Consider the following 17284-nt stretch of genomic DNA (forward strand, 5'->3'; position numbering starts at 1 on the left):
GGATTGTTAAAAACCAGGCGTAAGCGTCATCGAGAGATTGACGCTTACACCCAACAAATATGGGCTTTATCGTCTTAAGTTGACACCAATGAGCAGTGCTGTGCCCCTACAGCGCGTGTCAATTATTTATCTGGAAAAGTCTGTACCTTGCCATCAGGACTGAGAACAACTCGAATTCTGACATTTTGTCCGCGTGTATTGGCGGAAACAAAAGGTTTACCAACTTCAGGTATCCCAGCGCTATCAACGAATTCTCTTGCTGCCTTATTAAGGGGAAAAATTCGTTCAATTGTGCCGTCAACACTGACTGTCAAACTGTACTCTAATGCTTGTGCTAGTCCAGTGGGTGGTTGCCAACGATTTGTGAGGTATTTTCTAGCTTCTGCTACTTGAGGTGTGTCAAATAATGTGCCTGTGGCTACTTCTGTGGATGTGGGGGTTTTGCCTCCATCCCCTAATTGATCGATAAACGGATTATTATCCGCAGTTCTAGCAGTTCTAGAGGTGGGAAGTTGTGAAGCAGGTTTCTCTCCAGCAGAAGTTGGCTGTAGGGAATTGATTTTTTCCTCTAGCTGCTGTTGTGAGTTTAGTGAGGAGGGTTGGGTAGGGGTATTGCCACCATTATTATTGGGTATTGTACCAAGAGATGGGGGGACTGCTGAGATATTAGTTGGTAAGCTGTCCGTGCTAGAAGATAGTCTGGGTGGCAAATTCCGCCGCACAGGGAGATCACCAGTTTGGGGACTGGACGCTGTAAGGTTCTGTCCCAGATTTGGTAATAGGGCTATTTCCTGGCCTGGAATTTTGCTGGATGGCGCGTTAGCGAAGCTCGCCGGAGGCATCGCTCGATTGCTGGGAAGGGCTGAAATCGTTTTCTGAGGTATAGTCAGTGCATTATTTGGAAATAGAGATGGTGGTGTAGAAAAACTAGAACTAGGGGCTGTTAGAGGTGCTTGGGGCAAACTGGATGTGGGCAGTGGAGGAGTGGAACCTAGTAAGTTATCTGATGGAGTGCTAAGTCCGGCTTCCGGCGTGGGAAAGTTTAGTGAGGCTGAAGGTTGTAAAGCCTCCTTTACTGCTGCTGGATCTGCTGTTTTGGCTGTCTGCTGTTGCTTTTCCCTAATGTTGTTAGCATATTGCCAAGTAACAGGTAACAAACCTACACCTAATACTAATACTGCGGCAACAGGCGCCCAAGTCGGGAACCTTAGAGTCGAACTCGTGCTGTTGAGAGTTGGGAGTGCCATAACATCAGTCGAGTATTCATCTAAAGCACTTGCCAAATCAAATAGTTGCAGCAGACTGAGTTTAATTACGGGGCCAGATGAGTGGTTGGCGAGAGAACCAAGAAATAAATTGTGAGTTAAATAACTGCTTGGTTCTAAATGGATATTTGCCCCGGAAATCTGGGTACTAAAGGAATTTAATGTTTTTATTGAGGACTTTAATTCCGGCTCATCCAGTGCTGTGCTTGAGTCTTGGGTACCGGAGAAACTGACCCAAAAGTTTTCTGGAGACTGTTGGAGGAATTGCTGTACGTAGCTGGTGACTGCATCACATAAAGCTTCGAGTTGATCGCGATCGCCCCGAATTGGAACTCTTTTTTCTTCTGGTAGTCGGGGATCATCAAAACGTAGCTCAAAGCTTAGGTGCTTGAGGACAGTTTTCCCCATCCAACGAGACAGAGGTGAGCTTTGCGCGAATACTTCTAGCGTGCAAGTCGGGGGTGTGTAGCAACGAATGACAGAATTTGATAGAGGCATGGCAGGAACTGCAAGGAAGACTATTTGGGATTTTGCAAAAAAAGATAAGTTGGAACGGCGGATTTCTCCACTCAGAACTTTGTCAGGTTGCTTCCGTTATCCAAACTGGCGTGCAAGGAGGAAGCAGTGCTGATAGTGCATCGCCCAACAGCTAAGGACTATCAAAAGGGAATCCTGATCTAGCAAACAAATTACAAGCGAATTTTGGTTGAGGAATTTCAAATCTAAAATCTAAAATTTTGTCGAACGGTCTATAAGTGCTAGCCAGAGACGGCGATGCCCACCAGCAGCACTATAAAAAAGTAAATCTACAAGCAGTTTTAGTGCCAGGTTGGTTAGTAAATCCGTTGAGATTTGCTCGTCCTCTTCCATCCGCTCTTGGTAGGTGTTGCAAAAAGCATCAATATAATCTCCAAGTAAAGCAGCCTGATGAGGTTCCCGGTTATTTTCTGCCATTTGTTCCAACAAGCCGACAGCGCGGCGAATTAATTCCTGGTGCTGTTTGGCTAGGTAGCAAGTGATCAGAACAAGCGATCGCGCTTCTTCGATATCTAGCTTTTTTCGCCCTCCTTGACCTTTGCGTAGGGGATTTGATTGGCGCAGTCGCCATAAAGCTACGCGATCCGGCACTCTTGACTCTAAATTCAGATCAGTTGCCGCCGAAAGCATAGCCTCTGAACCAATCCCAGTTAAGGTTTCTAGCGCCAACAGCACCAAGTCTAATTGGGTTTTGATATTATCCCATTGAACTGTGTTTGGGGCTGGAAGCTTGATTAAATCCTCCCACTGGGAATTCGGAGTGACTGAGTTGGTGGCCGAGTGCATAACTTTTAGCATAGGTGATCAAGCTGATAGGGGATGTTGCTGTTACCCATTTTGAAACCAGACTCTCAAGCGTCAAGCTTGGTTTCCTATAGCTATGAGCCAGAGGCTTCAGCTAGATTTTTTCTATGTGGTAAACAACAGGTATCTTTGTCCTACTCTAGATGAAAATTTATTTTCGACAAAGTAGAAAATTTTCAATTCCAGTTAAGGTTTACCCGACTTTCGCTGCTAGCTCCGTACAATAGTATAAATAAACAATGTTAAGAATGGTAACAGCCAATGATCGCTAAGTAATTATTTAGAATACCTCCTAATTTATTTGCAGTTTTAAATTTTGAAATTTCTTGATGTTTTATTACTTAGTCTTAATCTATACATAATTACTCTAGAGATTTTTTGCCTGTTTGCTAAAGGCGCTTCTTGCTGCTGGTCATCTTTCCTTTGTGTGCAGCCTGTTATTTCAGCACAGACTGGGCAACATCAGCACGATTGATGCCTCAATGAAAATTTGATCAAGTCAGCGTTTGAAGATGTTGGCTAATTGATTTTTTCCAACTTAGTTGGTACTATAGCTCTAAACGCAAACCACGCACATATCAGAACTCATTTATAAACACTCTATAATCATTACCAGGCTATTTCTAATGGTAAGTTGAAGACACTTTCAGGAAGAGAATTTAGAGGATTTCCATAGAGAAGTATACTGTTCTTAAGTCCAGATAAATTCCCAATACTATCTGGTAATCCGGTTAGCTGATTGTTTGTAAGCTCTAACTTTTCTAACTTAGTCAGGGCACCTATACTCTGTGGTAATTGAGTTAATTTATTGTCATTAATAATTAGTTCTCTAAGATTTCGCAATTCACCAATACTCTCTGGCAAAGAAGTTAAAAATCCCCTTTCAAGCATCATAACTGTTAATTGGTGTAATTTGCCAATAGTATCTGGTAACTGATGTAATTTGGGATTGCGTCTGATTTCTAAAAAATCTAAATTACTAAGATTGCCTATAGTATTGGGTAGTGACTCTATAGCTGTAGATGTAATTATCAGTTCTTTCAAAGAACTAAGCTGTCCAATATTCTCAGGTAAATTCTCCAAATTAGCAAGCGGTCTCATTGATTCCATTAACTCTAACCGCCTAAGATTTTTGAGTTTACCAATAGTATTTGGTATTGTTTTCAATCGTGAGCAATCAGCAATGTGTAACACTTCTAAATTTGTAAGATTACCTATATTTTCAGGTAGATATTCTAATTCATATAAATCATAAATCTGAAGTTTTCTCAATTTAGTTAGTTTTCCAATTGTTGTTGGTATTTGTTCAATTCCATAAACTATATTGAGCGATTTACTATAAATTGTTAATTCTTCTAGGCTTGATATATCGCCGATAGAATCGGGAATAACAGAATCTCTATATCTATGAGAAAAACTCAAGTCTAATCTCTTGACTTTGGCTCTAATGGCACTTTCAATTACTGCTTCAGCTTCTTGTAGAGATTCTATTTCTATGTCTATATTCATATTAACTGCTATTACTTGACTGGACGCAGAAGTGTAATTTTGCCGATACTAGTCTCTTGACTAAGTTGTGCCACGTAGAGATATCCATTAGTGGGATTCTCAACCAAATCCAAGGGACTTGGGTTAAAACCAGTGAAGCCAGTAATACCCGTTTGGGAATTTACAATATCCAAGTTTGCGCCACCTGGTGTTAGTACAATGATGTCTCTACCAGCACTGAAGCGTGTCACCAGGAGTTTGCCTTGCAACTTGCCACCTAAAACATTACTACGGTATTCAATAATCCCATTTGGGGAAAAATGTTCTCCAAAATCAAAGGCAATACCCTTCCAATTCCGGTCAGGTAGAGTACCAATGGGATATTCATTTATCTGACCTGGGTCTGTACCAGCTGTGGGATTTCCTCCATTTAACACCCACTCACAACGCTGAGGATTGGGATGACCATAATAACCATTTTTAACAACGCGAAACAGATAATCTCGCTGGGTGCCTATACTACTAAGTCCAGGCACAAATGGACTAGTATAAGCCCCATTAGTAGCTTTATCGATCCGCTTTTGGCAGGCAACAGGTAGGGGGATAGGTGTATTTGGCGTATTTCCACCTGCTGCTGAACCATTCGCTGGTGCATACAACTGACCATTGCTGTGCCAAACCAGATCGTAGGCATTACGTATACCGCTAGCAAAGATAGTTACAGGCGCTCCCTGCTTAAAGGGGTTATAAGTACCTCCATCCTCCGTCTGAACGCTTAAAGGAAGTGAGGTGATCTTAGACAGGTCAACTCGTAATATAGCAGCACTTAACAACCGCTCAGGACGATTACTCCAGACATTGTTTGGTGCGCCAGTACTACTATTACTACCCTGCGACACATACAGCACATTTGGCTCATTGGGCTTAAACTGAATGCTGTTGGTTAGATGATCCCGGCTCGAACGTGGTAAATCAACCACGTAGTCTTGTACTGTCTCTAGGTTAGAACCGCTCAATCGGGTAATTTTACCACTCCACTCCGGTGCCTTACCAGTTCCATCCCAGTAGTAGTTGTTTGTTACCCATAGAATTAGGTTGCTAGCATTTGTTGATGAGGGATCAAAGTGCATACCAATGATAGTTCGGTTGCCACCATTTGCAGTCTGCAATGAGGAAATCGTTTGTGGCTTACCCAGGGTGCCATTAGCATTGATTGGGAAGCGCAAAATCTCACCTAGTAAGGTGGCAGCATAAAGTTTATTGTCAGGCCCAATGGATACTGTGGTGTAAGGTTTGGCAGGTACATTCTTTAGTGAGATTTGCTCAAAAGTAATATTGCTTCGAGATGGGGGTTTGGTGCCTGTTGTGAAACTGATGCTATAGGGTAAGAATTTAGCACCATTGCTGTCTCTAACCCCGTCGGTGATTTGTAACAGATATTTGGTATTATTCTTGAGATGATTTATCGGGGAGACTACAATTACATCTCCACCACCCGAACTATTGTAATTGGCTTCGACTTGTGTATTAGTGCTGCTATCGATCAGCTTGATAGTTGAGGCTGAAAGGGTATTAACCGCAATCCCACTGTTGGGGAGATTCAAGTCTGCTGTAATGGAGATATCTGGTGAAACATTTGTCTGACTATCAGTAAGATTAATCGTTCTGATCGAGGGACGTTTACTCCGTGCGATCGCAATATAGTTGAGCTTGCTATTCGTACCACCTTGAGCATCAATTGTCAGCTTGCCGTCGGTAACATTAACAATTCGGGTAACTGCGGTAAACTTTTTGGTTGCCGTCGGTACAAAACCGGAAATAGCAACCGTATCTTCTATATTGATATTGTGCTTATTATCTACAACATTAGCAGCATCACCGAGGCTATAGTACGAACCATTAGACAGGGCATATTCCCAAGTGGCAGGTAGTGTATTGAGTTGGATATTAACAGCAGTGGATGTAGTATTGCCTAAGCTATCTTCACGCACCCAACCAAAGCCCCGATTATCATTGTCGGCTTGACCAATGTCTTTAATATACCCAGATGGTAGAGGAGCGTTATTTAGTTGAAAATTAATCCCCAAAACAATTAATGCGAGTATTTTGGGTTTGATCTGATAAATCATATATACCTTAATACAGTTCAGTTAAGCATTTCTTCCTTCTCTTCCTTCTCTTCCTTTGCGACGGCAGTCGCTCATGGGGGAAACCCCCAAGACCGCGCTGCCTCTTCTTTGCGTCCTTTGCGGTTCGTTAAAAAAATTGACTTTGACAAAGAGTTTTAGCCTAACTAAACCGTATTTATATATACCTTACTGTTCTAGTTGCAGTTGAATATACAGTTAATAGCTTGATTTTTACTGCCAGGGTGCGAAGCAATCAATTGATATGAGCAATAGTGACACCGGTGCCGCCGTCTGCTTGTTCTGCTGGTTCGTAGTTGTTCACTCTGGAATGCTGTTGCAAAAAGGCGTGAACTCCTTGTCGCAGTTTACCAGTGCCGTACCCGTGAATAATCCAGACTGGGCCTGTAGCTTCCGAAATGGCTTTATCTAAAATGTATTCGGCATCAGCTACCCGCTTACCGCGTAAATCAATGGTGTTTTGCGAGGTGCGTATTTCTGGGACACTTTGGGGTGGTGGCGTTACTGCTGCTGGGGCTGGTTTGGGTTTGACGACTGGTTCGGGTTTTTGACCATCTAGAGATTCGACGTCTTGTAACTTCACAGTCATCTTCATTAGCCCAAAGCGAACACTTAACTCCCCATCTTCATCAGGAGCGGTGATCACTTCTGCTACCTGCCCTAGTTTGGGAACACGGAGGCGATCGCCTACCTTGGGCATAAACCCAGCTTTTGGTTTTGCTGGCGTTGCTGGCTGATATTGCTGGCCAATTTGATTCAAAGCATTGGTGGCTTGCTGGGCTTCTTGGGCTGTGGGCGTACCTTTCTGCAAGCGGCGAATCACTTGGGCAATTTCACTTTTTGCCTGAGCGATCGCTTGTTGGACTGCTACTTCTTGTGAAGCCCGTAAACTGCTTTCCCTCTCCTCCAAACTTGCGGCTTTTGCGGATACTTCTTTGTATAAACGTTCCGCTTGCTGCAACAAACTTTGGGCTTCCGCAGCTTTGGTTTCCTGGCGGCGACGTTGTGCTTCTAAGCCAGCAATCACCTGGTTAACTTCATCTGTGGCCTGTCCCACTTGGGTTTTCGCCTCTTCTACCACTTCTGGTTTTAATCCCAAGCGCAGGGCAATAGTTAAGGCGTTAGAACGTCCGGGGATGCCCCACAACAGACGGTAAGTAGGCGAGAGAGTACTTTCGTCAAATTCTACAGAGGCATTTTCAAACCGCTCATCTTCGTATTTCAGGGCTTTGAGTTCGCCGAAGTGAGTGGTGGCGATCGTTAGCTGGGCATGGTTGGCTAAATATTGCAACAAGGCGATCGCTAAGGCGCTACCTTCAACTGGATCGGTGCCGGCGCCGACTTCATCGAGTAAGACTAGGGAGTAGGGAGTGGGGAGTGGGGAGTGGGGGACAGAAGAAGAGGGGGGGAGTGGGGGAGTGGGGATTTCTAAATTTTGTTCTTCCCCATTCCCTATTCCCCACTCCCTACTCCCTCTCCCCAATGCTTCCAAAATCCGACTAATCCGGCGGATGTGTCCAGAGAATGTGGATAAACTTTGCTGTAAGGATTGTTCATCGCCAATATCTGCTAGCACTTGATCAAACCAAGGTATTTCTACTGGTTCGCGGGCGGGGACAAATAAACCTACTTTGGCCATCAATGCTGCTAATCCCAAAGTTTTTAAGGTTACAGTTTTACCGCCAGTGTTTGGCCCGGTAATCGTCACTACCCGAATTTGCGGACTAATCAGTAAATCTACAGGAACTACTGGTTGCCCTTGTTCGTGCTGTTGCTGCCACACTAATAGAGGATGTCGTAAGTTCCGCAAGGTAATGATTTCATTGTCTTTGCGATCGATAAATCGCGGCGGATTGGCTCCTAGCCAGTAACTATACCGTGATCTAGCGGTTGCCAGATCCAAAGTGGTAGCGATCGCTAACAACCTCTCTAAATCTGGTTTGACTGCGGCTACAAGTTCTGTCAAAAGGCGGCGAACCGCTTCTTCTTCGGCTTGCTCTCTTCTGATGATCTGCCGCAGTTGGTTGCCCAGAGGCACTACTGAATTCGGTTCTACGTACAGGGTGGCACCGCTAGTAGAGGTATCGTGGACAATACCGGGGATGGCATCTTTTTGGGGTGCTTTTACGGGGATGACAAAGCGATCGCTCCGTTGCGTAATCAGCTGTTCTTGAACTGCCCCAGCTTTTGCCTGCAAAATATTTTGCAGCTTTTGAGTAATTTGAGTGCGTAATCGCCGCAAGTCTGTGCGAATTTCTCCCAGTTTTTGACTCGCGCGGTCAGTTACCTGCGCCCGTTCATCAATACATCGGTGAATTTCTTGTTCTAGTTCTGGATAAGTCCGCAAGTCGGCAACCAACTCAGTCAATATCGGCAAATCTTCCTGATTGTCAATCACACGGCGCAAATTTCTGACACCAGCGAGGGTGGTAGCGATCGCTAATAGTTCATCCCCTGTCAAAATTCCGCCGCGTTCTGCCCGTTCTAGCGAATCGCCAATATCTTGAATTCCCTCAAATGAGAGTCCTGTGGTCAGGCGAGTTTCCAGTTGGTAGACTTCTTTGGTTTGCTCTAGCAACTGTTCGCTTTCGGTCTGAGAATCGGGTATTTTCAGATGACGCGCAGCTGTCGCTCCCAGCTTCGTTGCCGCAAAGGTGGCAAGGTGCTGGCAGAGGCGATGCCATTCTAATAGTTCTAAGGTTTCAGATTGGATCAAGGTTTCAACATCTAATCTGAATTTATCGTAACAATTCTAGCTTCTAGATGGACAAATATTAAAGGAGAAAATTTTGCTTTAGTCAATAGTCGAGAGCTGTTTTGCCCTTCATCTGCCTAAGCACCTATGTATTTAATAATACTTTAATATCAATTTAGTGGACTGTCATGGCTTTAATGTTGCAAAAAAATTGCTTTGTTGGGTGGAGGCTTTGCGTAACCCAACATCTTTTTAATGAAGTCGGAAGTCGGAAGTACAGTTTTGTAACGGGGATTTAGAAACTGACTTTTCACGGCATCTGGAAAACCTCACTTCTATTTCTCTCTTCCTTTAAGGAGAGAGACTTTGAATTTTCCCCCAACGCTAGTAGGGAAGGGGGCTAGGGGGTTAGGTCAATCGTTAGCTTTTCCACATAACGTGAAAAGTCAGATTTAGAAAGAGCCACAAAACTTAAAGCCGTGCTACAAGCACGGGGTTTTAAACCCAACATCTTGATAATCAGTTGGCTTGCGCTCCGCTCCACCCAACCTACCTCTACGTCTAATGGACTATTTTGCGTAGATAATCCACTACGTGCATTTCAAAAATCAAATACTAGTCCTATTATTTTCTGACACTTCAATATTAATTTAGTTATGATCTCCCAAAAAGTTAAACACTTTTCTTGACTCATAAAATCATATCATGCGGCTGTATATCTGAAAAAAATAGAGATTTTTAGTAACAGGACTTACGCAAACAATAGGCCGAAACCCTTATTTTCAGGTAGGGGAAATTCATGAATTGCCCCGACAACGTGTATTTTTGCGTAAGTCCTAACTTTGATCGAAAACAACACAAAAACTGATTAAGCAGCGACTATTTCCTGCACCAAAACGTAAGGCTGGACGATGAGAGTATTAAACCGCTTACTGCGATCAAGATTCCATTCTCCCACCTGTACTATCGTGGGTTTAGTAATCAATAGCTCATCAATCCACTGTTGCACTGATGGAATGCGATCGCTAGCGATCGCTACTCCAACATCCAGCAAGTTTAACTCAGGTGCCACCAAAATTACTGCGTCTCGTTGTACATGAGGAATTAGCCACTCCCATTCTGCCTCATCCAAAATTTCTGTTAATTCCGCTCTTAAATCCGACATCATTCCCCAATTTGTCTTGGCTAAAAAACTATTTTACATTAATAAGCCTACGGTAATTATCACACTGCCAATAATCACAATACTGAGCAAGAAAATGACACCAACAGCTACACTGTGGGGCAAAAAATGCCGCAGCCATTCTATAGGATAGCTGAGTAAAAAGGCCAAAATTGCAGCAAATGTAAAAATAACAATGACCGCTTCAAAATAAGCTAAAAGTTGTAAGCTGTTGCGCCTTTAATTTGCACTAATATTTTTTCAACATGGTTGTGGGGTGGGCAACATGAGCGCCCTGATAATGCAAGTTGTATACATAACAGCTTACAATTGCCCAGCCAGAAGCAACCAAAAGCAAAAAGCGGACTAACGCCAGATTATTTAATCGCTCCCAAAAGTTTTTGGCTTCAAAGCCGCTCATATCAATTTTGGATTTTAGATTTTGGATTTTGGATTAAAAGCATTTACTAAGTTGACTTTAAAGATAACTTATCGCCCTAAATCATGCATCTCATTAATTACTGTGGTACACTTTTGGGTCAACGCCTCTAATTCCTCTTTCTTAGTGGAACTGGGGGCATCAATCAAGTTACCAATCCTCACGGTGATGGGAACTGCGCGAGGTATTTTCGAGCCTTTTTCTAAAATCCCCTCAGTACCCCAGACACTTACTGGTAAGATTGGGGCTTTTGCTTTCGCCGCCAGCAGCAATGCGCCTCTTTTAGGGTCTGTAATTCGACCATCTGGGGTGCGGGTACCTTGCAAGAAAACACCCACAGCCCAACCGTTATCGAGATATTCTAGGGCGGAACGGATGGCAGTGCGATCGGCGTTTCCCCGACTCACCGGGTAAGCACCGTACAATTTAATCGCTTGTGCCAAAATGGGGATATTAAATAATTCTTCCTTAGCCATATACGCCACTGGACGACGTACACAGTTGGAGACAATCGGCGGGTCAAAGTAACTAGCGTGATTACTCACTACCAGCAACGGCCCTGATGGGGGGACATTTTCCGCACCATAAATTTGGCCCCGAAAGTACGCGTGAAGCATGGGGCTGACGACCGACCATTTAAAGGCGTGGTAAAGTGCCAGACTGATAAACGGTTCGCGGTTTTTGTCCACAGAAGATAATGCAAATCAAACTGAACTTAGCATAAGCGATCGCAAGTCCCAGAGCAAACGCAAAAAAGCTGTAGAGATGAATTCCTTTACCCATCTGGGAATACTAGATATGGAAATCGTCAGGATTTAGCAGTATGGTTACTATTCCCGGATATCAAGTTAGCGAAGAACTCTACAATGGTTCGAGAACCCTAGTTTATCGTGGGTATCGAGAAACTGACTCCTTAAGAGTAGTGATAAAGCTACTGAAAAATCCTTATCCCAGTTTCAGCGAATTGGTGCAGTTTCGCAATCAGTACACCATTGCCAAAAATCTCAACTCACCTCTAATCATCCAAACCTACAGCCTAAAACCTTACCAAAATGGCTATGCGTTGGTGATGGAAGACTTTGGGGGGATTTCTCTTAAAGAATGGGTAACAGGGGAAAGTCTACGAAATATCACTGAGTTTTTACAGATAGCGATCGCACTGTGCAATACCTTAGATATACTCTATCATCAGCGCATTATTCATAAAGACATTAAACCCGCGAATATTCTAATTAATCCCGAAACCAAACAAGTTAAATTAATTGACTTTAGTATTGCATCTTTATTACCACGGGAAACTCAAACGCTCATCAATCCCAATGTGTTAGAAGGGACACTCGCTTATATTTCCCCAGAACAAACAGGAAGAATGAATCGGGGGATTGACTACCGGACTGATTTTTATTCTTTAGGTGTAACTTTCTACGAATTATTAACGGGAGAATTACCGTTTCAATCAAACGACCCAATGGAGTTAGTGCATTGTCATATTGCAAAACTTCCACCAAATATGAATACACCTCACCCGCATAAAGCACCCTCTCCTTACCAAGGAGAGGGCTGGGGTGAGGTTTCTTTTCCTATTCCCGAAGTTCTCTGTGACATCGTAATGAAATTGATGGCGAAAAATGCCGAATCCCGCTATCAAAGTGCATTAGGACTGAAATTTGATTTAGAAAATTGTTTAACTCAACTTCAAGAAACTGGTGAAATTAAGAGTTTCCCAATTGCCCAAAGGGATGTGTGCGATCGCTTTATTATCCCTGATAAACTCTATGGAAGAGAAAGCGAAGTATCAACCCTACTCCAAGCATTTGAAAGAGTTAGCCTTGGGGCAACAGAAATGATGCTAGTAGCTGGTTTTTCAGGTATTGGTAAAACCGTTGTAGTTAACGAAGTTCATAAACCGATTGTTAGACAACGCGGTTATTTTATCAAAGGGAAATTTGACCAATTTCAGCGAAATATTCCCTTCAGTGCATTTGTGCAAGCTTTCCGGGATTTAATGGGGCAATTATTAACAGAAAACGATGCTAAAATCCAGCAATTTAAAACCAATATTTTAACAGCTGTTGGGGAAAATGGACAGGTAATTATTGAAGTCATTCCCGAATTATCAAGAATTATTGGTCAACAACCACCCGCTACAGAATTATCAGGAACTGCGGCACAAAATCAATTTAATTTATTATTCCAGAAATTTACCCAAGTATTTACTAGTGCTGAACATCCATTAGTGATGTTTTTAGATGATTTGCAATGGGCTGATTCGGCATCTCTGAATTTAATGCAGTTATTAATGGCTGATACAAAACATCTTTTCTTAATTGGTGCCTATCGTGATAACGAAGTCAACCCAGTACATCCGCTAATGTTGACTTTGAGTGAGATCCAAAAAACAGCAGCCACGATTAATACGATTACTTTAGCGCCACTGAGTCAAGGGCAAGTAAATCATTTAGTTGCTGATACGCTGAAGTGTTCAGAAAATTTAGCTTTGCCTCTTTCTATATTAATATCTCAGAAAACTCAAGGGAATCCATTTTTTGCTATACAATTTCTCAAGGCATTACACCAAGATGGATTAATTGAATTTACCCCCCCAACCCCCCCTTACCAAGGGGGGGCTACGGGGGGGTGGCAATGTGATATCACACAAATAAATCAGCAAGCGGTTACAGATGATGTCGTTAAGTTCATGGTATTACAATTGCAAAGACTGCCGGAATCAACTCAAAATGTGTTGCAGTTAGCGGCTTGTATTGGCAATCAATTTGATTTAGCAACTTTGGCAATTGTTTCGGAATCATCAGAAATTGAAACAGCTGCTAGTTTATGGAAAGCTTTACAAGAAGGGTTGATTTTACCGATTAGTGATATTTATAAGCTTTATCAAAATTCGTCATTGGTCATTGGTGATTTTTCATTAGAAAATAACAAACAAATGACAAATGACAAAGCGCAAAGGACAGCTTCATATAGATTTTTACACGATCGAGTACAACAAGCTGCCTATTCCCTTATTTCCGAAAACCAAAAACAACTGACGCACCTGAAAGTTGGGCAACGGTTACTCAGTGCCACACCCGAACAGCAGCGAGACGAGAAACTGTTTGAAATTGTTAACCAGTTGAATCAGGGAGCCGCATTAATTACTACTCAAACTGAGCGGCACGAACTAGCAATGCTCAATTTTGCGGCTGGACAAAAGGCCAAATCTTCAACCGCTTACTTAGCAGCAATGCAGTATTTAAACCGAGGCATTCAACTACTAACTACAGAAGGCTGGCAACATTGTTATGAAACGACCTTGGCTTTACATGAGTTAGCTGCCGAAGTTGCTTGTCTGAGCGGTAATTTTGAGCTAATGGAGCAATTTGTGGATGCTGTGTTGCACAATGCCCGACACTTGCTAAACACCATTAAAGTCTACGAAGTAAAAATTCTGGCCTATGTGGCGCAAAGCCAGCAACCTGAAGCGATTAAAACCGCTCTCACAGTTCTGGAATTATTCCAAATTGTGTTTCCAACCCAGCCCAGCCCAGCAGAGATTAATCAAAGTTTACAAGAAACCCAGTTACTCTTAAACGGAAAGCAACTAGAAGAATTGCTGAAATTGCCTGAAATGGTCGATCCTGAAGCCCTAGCAGCGATCCGAATTCTGGCAGCAATGACAGCAGCAGTCTATCAAGCGGTTCCGCCTCTCTTGCCAATGATCGTCTGCAAACAGGTTTGCTTATCGATTCAACAAGGCAATGCGAGTGTATCGACGCTGGCTTATGCTTGGTATGGCGTGATTCTTTGTATCACTGGGGAAATTGAGTTGGGGAATCAGGCAGGTCAACTGGCATTGGATCTCCTGGCAAAATCTAAAAGTCAGGAATTCAAAGCCAGCACGATTAACATGGTGTATCCGTTTATAAAGCCGTGGAAATATCCAATTCAAGCGTCTCTCGTTCCTCTGCTGGAGGGATATCACAGTGGTCTAGAGATGGGTGCTTTAGAATATGCAGCTTACTGTGCTTACAATTACTGTTCTCTATCCTTTTTCTTAGGCAAAGAACTAACTGCTTTGTCACAAGAAATGGCAGCTTATAGTCAAGCTTTGGCTCAACTTAAACAGGAAGTTGCTTACAACTATCTTAATGTTTTCTATCAATCTACTTTAAATTTAGCGTCAACTTCAGTCGGTCAAAGTAATTTGCCGTGGCAATTTCAAGGCGTAGTCTATAATGAAGCCACAATGCTACCCTTGCACCAAACTGCCAACGATCTTTACGCCATTGGTACGCTGTACGTCAATAAATTAATGCTTTGCTACCTGTTCCAAGAATGGGATGAAGCGATCGCGGTGGCAGACTTTGCTCAACAATATTTACATGGGGTGGCTGGCTGTTTCATGGTAGCAATTTTTCATTTTTATGATTCGCTGACCCAGCTTGCTGCCTTACCTCACACTTGTGAGGCGGAACGAGAAGAATTGCAGCAGCGAGTCCTTGTCAATCAGCAAAAACTGAAACAATGGACATATCATGCTCCCATGAACTTCCAGCATAAATATTTTTTGGTCGAAGCCGAAAAATGTCGCGTTTTCGGACAGAAAACAGATGCGATGGAACTTTACGATCGCGCGATTCAACTCGCTCAAGAAAACCAATATCTCCAAGAAGAAGCCCTCGCTAACGAACTCGCTGCCAAGTTCTACCTCGATTGGGGCAAAGAAAAAGTCGCCCTTGCATACATGCAAGAAGCTTATTATTGTTATGCCCGTTGGGGAGCAAAAGCCAAAGTCGAGGATTTAGAAAAACGTTATCCTCAACTACTGCAACCAATTCTGCAACAGCGACAACTTAACTTCAATCCTCTAGAAACCATTGCTTTTCGTGGGACTTCCTCATCTACTCGCACGAATACCACTGGCAGTACTAGTATTTCCAATATTCTAGATTTTACCTCTCTCCTCAAAGCGGCTCAAGCTATTTCCAGTTCTCTAGAATTAGATCAACTTATTGCCAGTCTCACCCGGATTATCCTAGAGAACTCTGGCGCGAAAAAAGCTGCACTAATTCTTCCCCAAGAAGATAGTTGGCAAGTACGAGCAATTACCTTTATTCAGCATGAGGAAATACAAACTATCCTCTATACACAATCAATAGACAATTGTCAAGATATTCCCGTAAATATTATCCATTACGTCAAAAATACCAAGAAAACAGTTGTTATAGACAATTGCCAAACAGAGATTCCTGGGTTAATTGGGGAATATATGCACTTCTCACAACCCCAGAGTGTATTATGTACCCCGATTATTAATCAAGGGCTTATGGTAGGGATTCTTTATCTAGAAAATCGACTGACTCAAGGGGTATTTACTAGCGATCGCCTTTCTGTGATAAATTTTCTTTGCACTCAAGCTGCGATTTCTTTGGAAAATGCCCAATTATATAATCATCTTCACGAGCGAGAAAAGTTTCTCAGTAGTATTTACGAAGGTGTTGGCTGTCTCGTCTTTGTAACTGATGTCCGCGATAATGGTAGGTTTGAATATACAGGATGGAGTAAATCCTGCGAAGTAGGGGTTGGTATACCTGCTTCGGAAGTGCTGGGTAAAACTCCGCAAGAATTAATGGCTGCTGATGAAGGTGCAGCAATGGAGCAAAAATATCTGCATTGTTTCCAAACCGAAATACCCGTTACCTATGAAGAATGTCTAACATTTAATCACCAGAAAACTTGGTGGTTAACCACACTCACTCCATTAAAAGATGAGACGGGCAAAGTTTATCGCCTAGTCGGGACAACTATTAATATTAGCGATCGCAAACAAATTGAGTCAGCGCTAATAGAAAAATCTCAAGCACTGGGAACAGCCTTAGAAGATTTACAACAAGCGCAATTACAAATTGTTCAGAGTGAGAAAATGTCTGCATTGGGTAATTTAGTTGCAGGGGTAGCCCATGAAATGAATAATCCTTTGGGATTTATTTCTGCTAGCCTCAAACAAGCTAAACCCACTGTTGCAGATATTGTTGAACATTTGAAACTATATCAACAAAGTTTACCAAATCCGAGTGATGAAATTCTTGCTCATGGTGAAGAAATCGACTTGGATTATATCTTAGAAGATTTGCCCAAGGCAATTGATTCAATGGTGATGGCGTGCGATCGCCTGAAAAATATTAGCACCAGTCTCCGCACTTTCTCCCGTGCTGATAAAGATTATAAAGTGCCGTTTAATATCCACGAAGGTATCGACAGTACGATTTTAATTCTCAAACATCGCCTGAAAGCTAACGAACAACGTCCAGCTATTGAAGTGATTACCAATTATAGCAATTTACCTAAGATTGAGTGTTTTCCTGGACAATTAAATCAGGTATTTATGAATATTCTGGCTAATGCTATTGATGCCTTAGATGAATCTAATCAGGGACACTCTTTTGAGGAAATTAAAGCCAATCCTAACTGGATTACAATTACAACCTCAGTCGAAAGTAATCTAGTTAAAATTGCGATCGCTGATAATGGTAAGGGGATGAATGAAGACATCAAACAAAAGATTTTTGACCACTTATTTACTACAAAAGGTGTGGGTAAAGGCACGGGGTTAGGATTAGCGATCGCCAAGTCTATTGTTGAAGAAACCCACAGTGGTAAATTGAGTTTTAACTCTGTTTTGGGTGAGGGTACAAAATTTATAATTGAAATCCCACTGTAAAGTCTTGGTATTGTTAGTAAACAGCTGCA

At 42.5% G+C, this 17284-nt stretch carries 9 protein-coding genes and 1 pseudogene; 2 read left to right on the top strand and 8 right to left on the bottom strand.

From position 1 onward, the window contains the following. Window positions 1-122: 122 nt before the first annotated feature. The 8 genes and pseudogenes from V7K27_RS08140 to V7K27_RS08175 all read right to left on the bottom strand — a co-directional run bounded on the left by V7K27_RS08140 (window position 123) and on the right by V7K27_RS08175 (window position 11226). Complete coding sequence (locus V7K27_RS08140; RefSeq protein ID WP_334946042.1) at window positions 123-1763, bottom strand: DUF4335 domain-containing protein; 1641 nt, start codon at window positions 1761-1763, stop codon at window positions 123-125. Between the two features lie 231 nt (window positions 1764-1994). Continuing rightward, entirely contained in the window at window positions 1995-2600 is a 606-nt protein-coding gene (locus V7K27_RS08145) for a DUF3038 domain-containing protein (protein WP_334946044.1), read from the bottom strand. A gap of 615 nt (window positions 2601-3215) precedes the next feature. Next, a complete protein-coding gene (locus V7K27_RS08150) occupies window positions 3216-4115 on the bottom strand; it encodes a leucine-rich repeat domain-containing protein (protein WP_334946046.1) in 900 nt (299 codons plus the stop codon). Window positions 4116-4126: 11 nt separating this feature from the next. After that, window positions 4127-6223, bottom strand: coding sequence for an Ig-like domain-containing protein (locus V7K27_RS08155; protein WP_334946048.1), 2097 nt, complete (start codon window positions 6221-6223; stop codon window positions 4127-4129). Window positions 6224-6476: 253 nt separating this feature from the next. Then, window positions 6477-8957: an endonuclease MutS2 gene (locus tag V7K27_RS08160; protein WP_334946050.1), complete on the bottom strand. Its 2481-nt coding sequence runs from the start codon at window positions 8955-8957 to the stop codon at window positions 6477-6479. An 847-nt stretch (window positions 8958-9804) separates the two neighbouring features. Then, window positions 9805-10101, bottom strand: coding sequence for a DUF2288 domain-containing protein (locus tag V7K27_RS08165; protein ID WP_334946280.1), 297 nt, complete (start codon window positions 10099-10101; stop codon window positions 9805-9807). A gap of 42 nt (window positions 10102-10143) precedes the next feature. Continuing rightward, window positions 10144-10519, bottom strand: a pseudogene (locus tag V7K27_RS08170) (hypothetical protein); the annotation flags it as partial. Between the two features lie 68 nt (window positions 10520-10587). After that, window positions 10588-11226, bottom strand: a complete 639-nt coding sequence (locus V7K27_RS08175) for a lysophospholipid acyltransferase family protein (RefSeq protein ID WP_334946052.1) — start codon at window positions 11224-11226, stop codon at window positions 10588-10590. On the opposite strand from V7K27_RS08175, the gene V7K27_RS08180 reads away from it, so the two are divergent. Both V7K27_RS08180 and V7K27_RS08185 read left to right on the top strand, forming a co-directional pair. Further along, window positions 11219-11356, top strand: a complete 138-nt coding sequence (locus tag V7K27_RS08180; RefSeq protein ID WP_334946054.1) for a hypothetical protein — start codon at window positions 11219-11221, stop codon at window positions 11354-11356. The genes V7K27_RS08175 and V7K27_RS08180 overlap by 8 nt on opposite strands. A 4-nt stretch (window positions 11357-11360) precedes the next feature. Then, window positions 11361-17255, top strand: coding sequence for an AAA family ATPase (locus V7K27_RS08185; RefSeq protein WP_334946056.1), 5895 nt, complete (start codon window positions 11361-11363; stop codon window positions 17253-17255). Window positions 17256-17284 lie beyond the last annotated feature (29 nt).

The organism is Nostoc sp., from assembly GCF_036919575.1.
Taxonomy (GTDB): domain Bacteria; phylum Cyanobacteriota; class Cyanobacteriia; order Cyanobacteriales; family Nostocaceae; genus Nostoc.

What these genes read in the sequence shown, in the direction of transcription:
- V7K27_RS08185 (WP_334946056.1), top strand. Translation starts at nt 11,361, where the DNA reads ATGGTTACTATTCCCGGATATCAAGTTAGCGAAGAACTCTACAATGGT.
- V7K27_RS08155 (WP_334946048.1), bottom strand. Translation starts at nt 6,223, where the DNA reads ATGATTTATCAGATCAAACCCAAAATACTCGCATTAATTGTTTTGGGG.
- V7K27_RS08145 (WP_334946044.1), bottom strand. Translation starts at nt 2,600, where the DNA reads ATGCTAAAAGTTATGCACTCGGCCACCAACTCAGTCACTCCGAATTCC.
- V7K27_RS08165 (WP_334946280.1), bottom strand. Translation starts at nt 10,101, where the DNA reads ATGTCGGATTTAAGAGCGGAATTAACAGAAATTTTGGATGAGGCAGAA.
- V7K27_RS08140 (WP_334946042.1), bottom strand. Translation starts at nt 1,763, where the DNA reads ATGCCTCTATCAAATTCTGTCATTCGTTGCTACACACCCCCGACTTGC.
- V7K27_RS08150 (WP_334946046.1), bottom strand. Translation starts at nt 4,115, where the DNA reads ATGAATATAGACATAGAAATAGAATCTCTACAAGAAGCTGAAGCAGTA.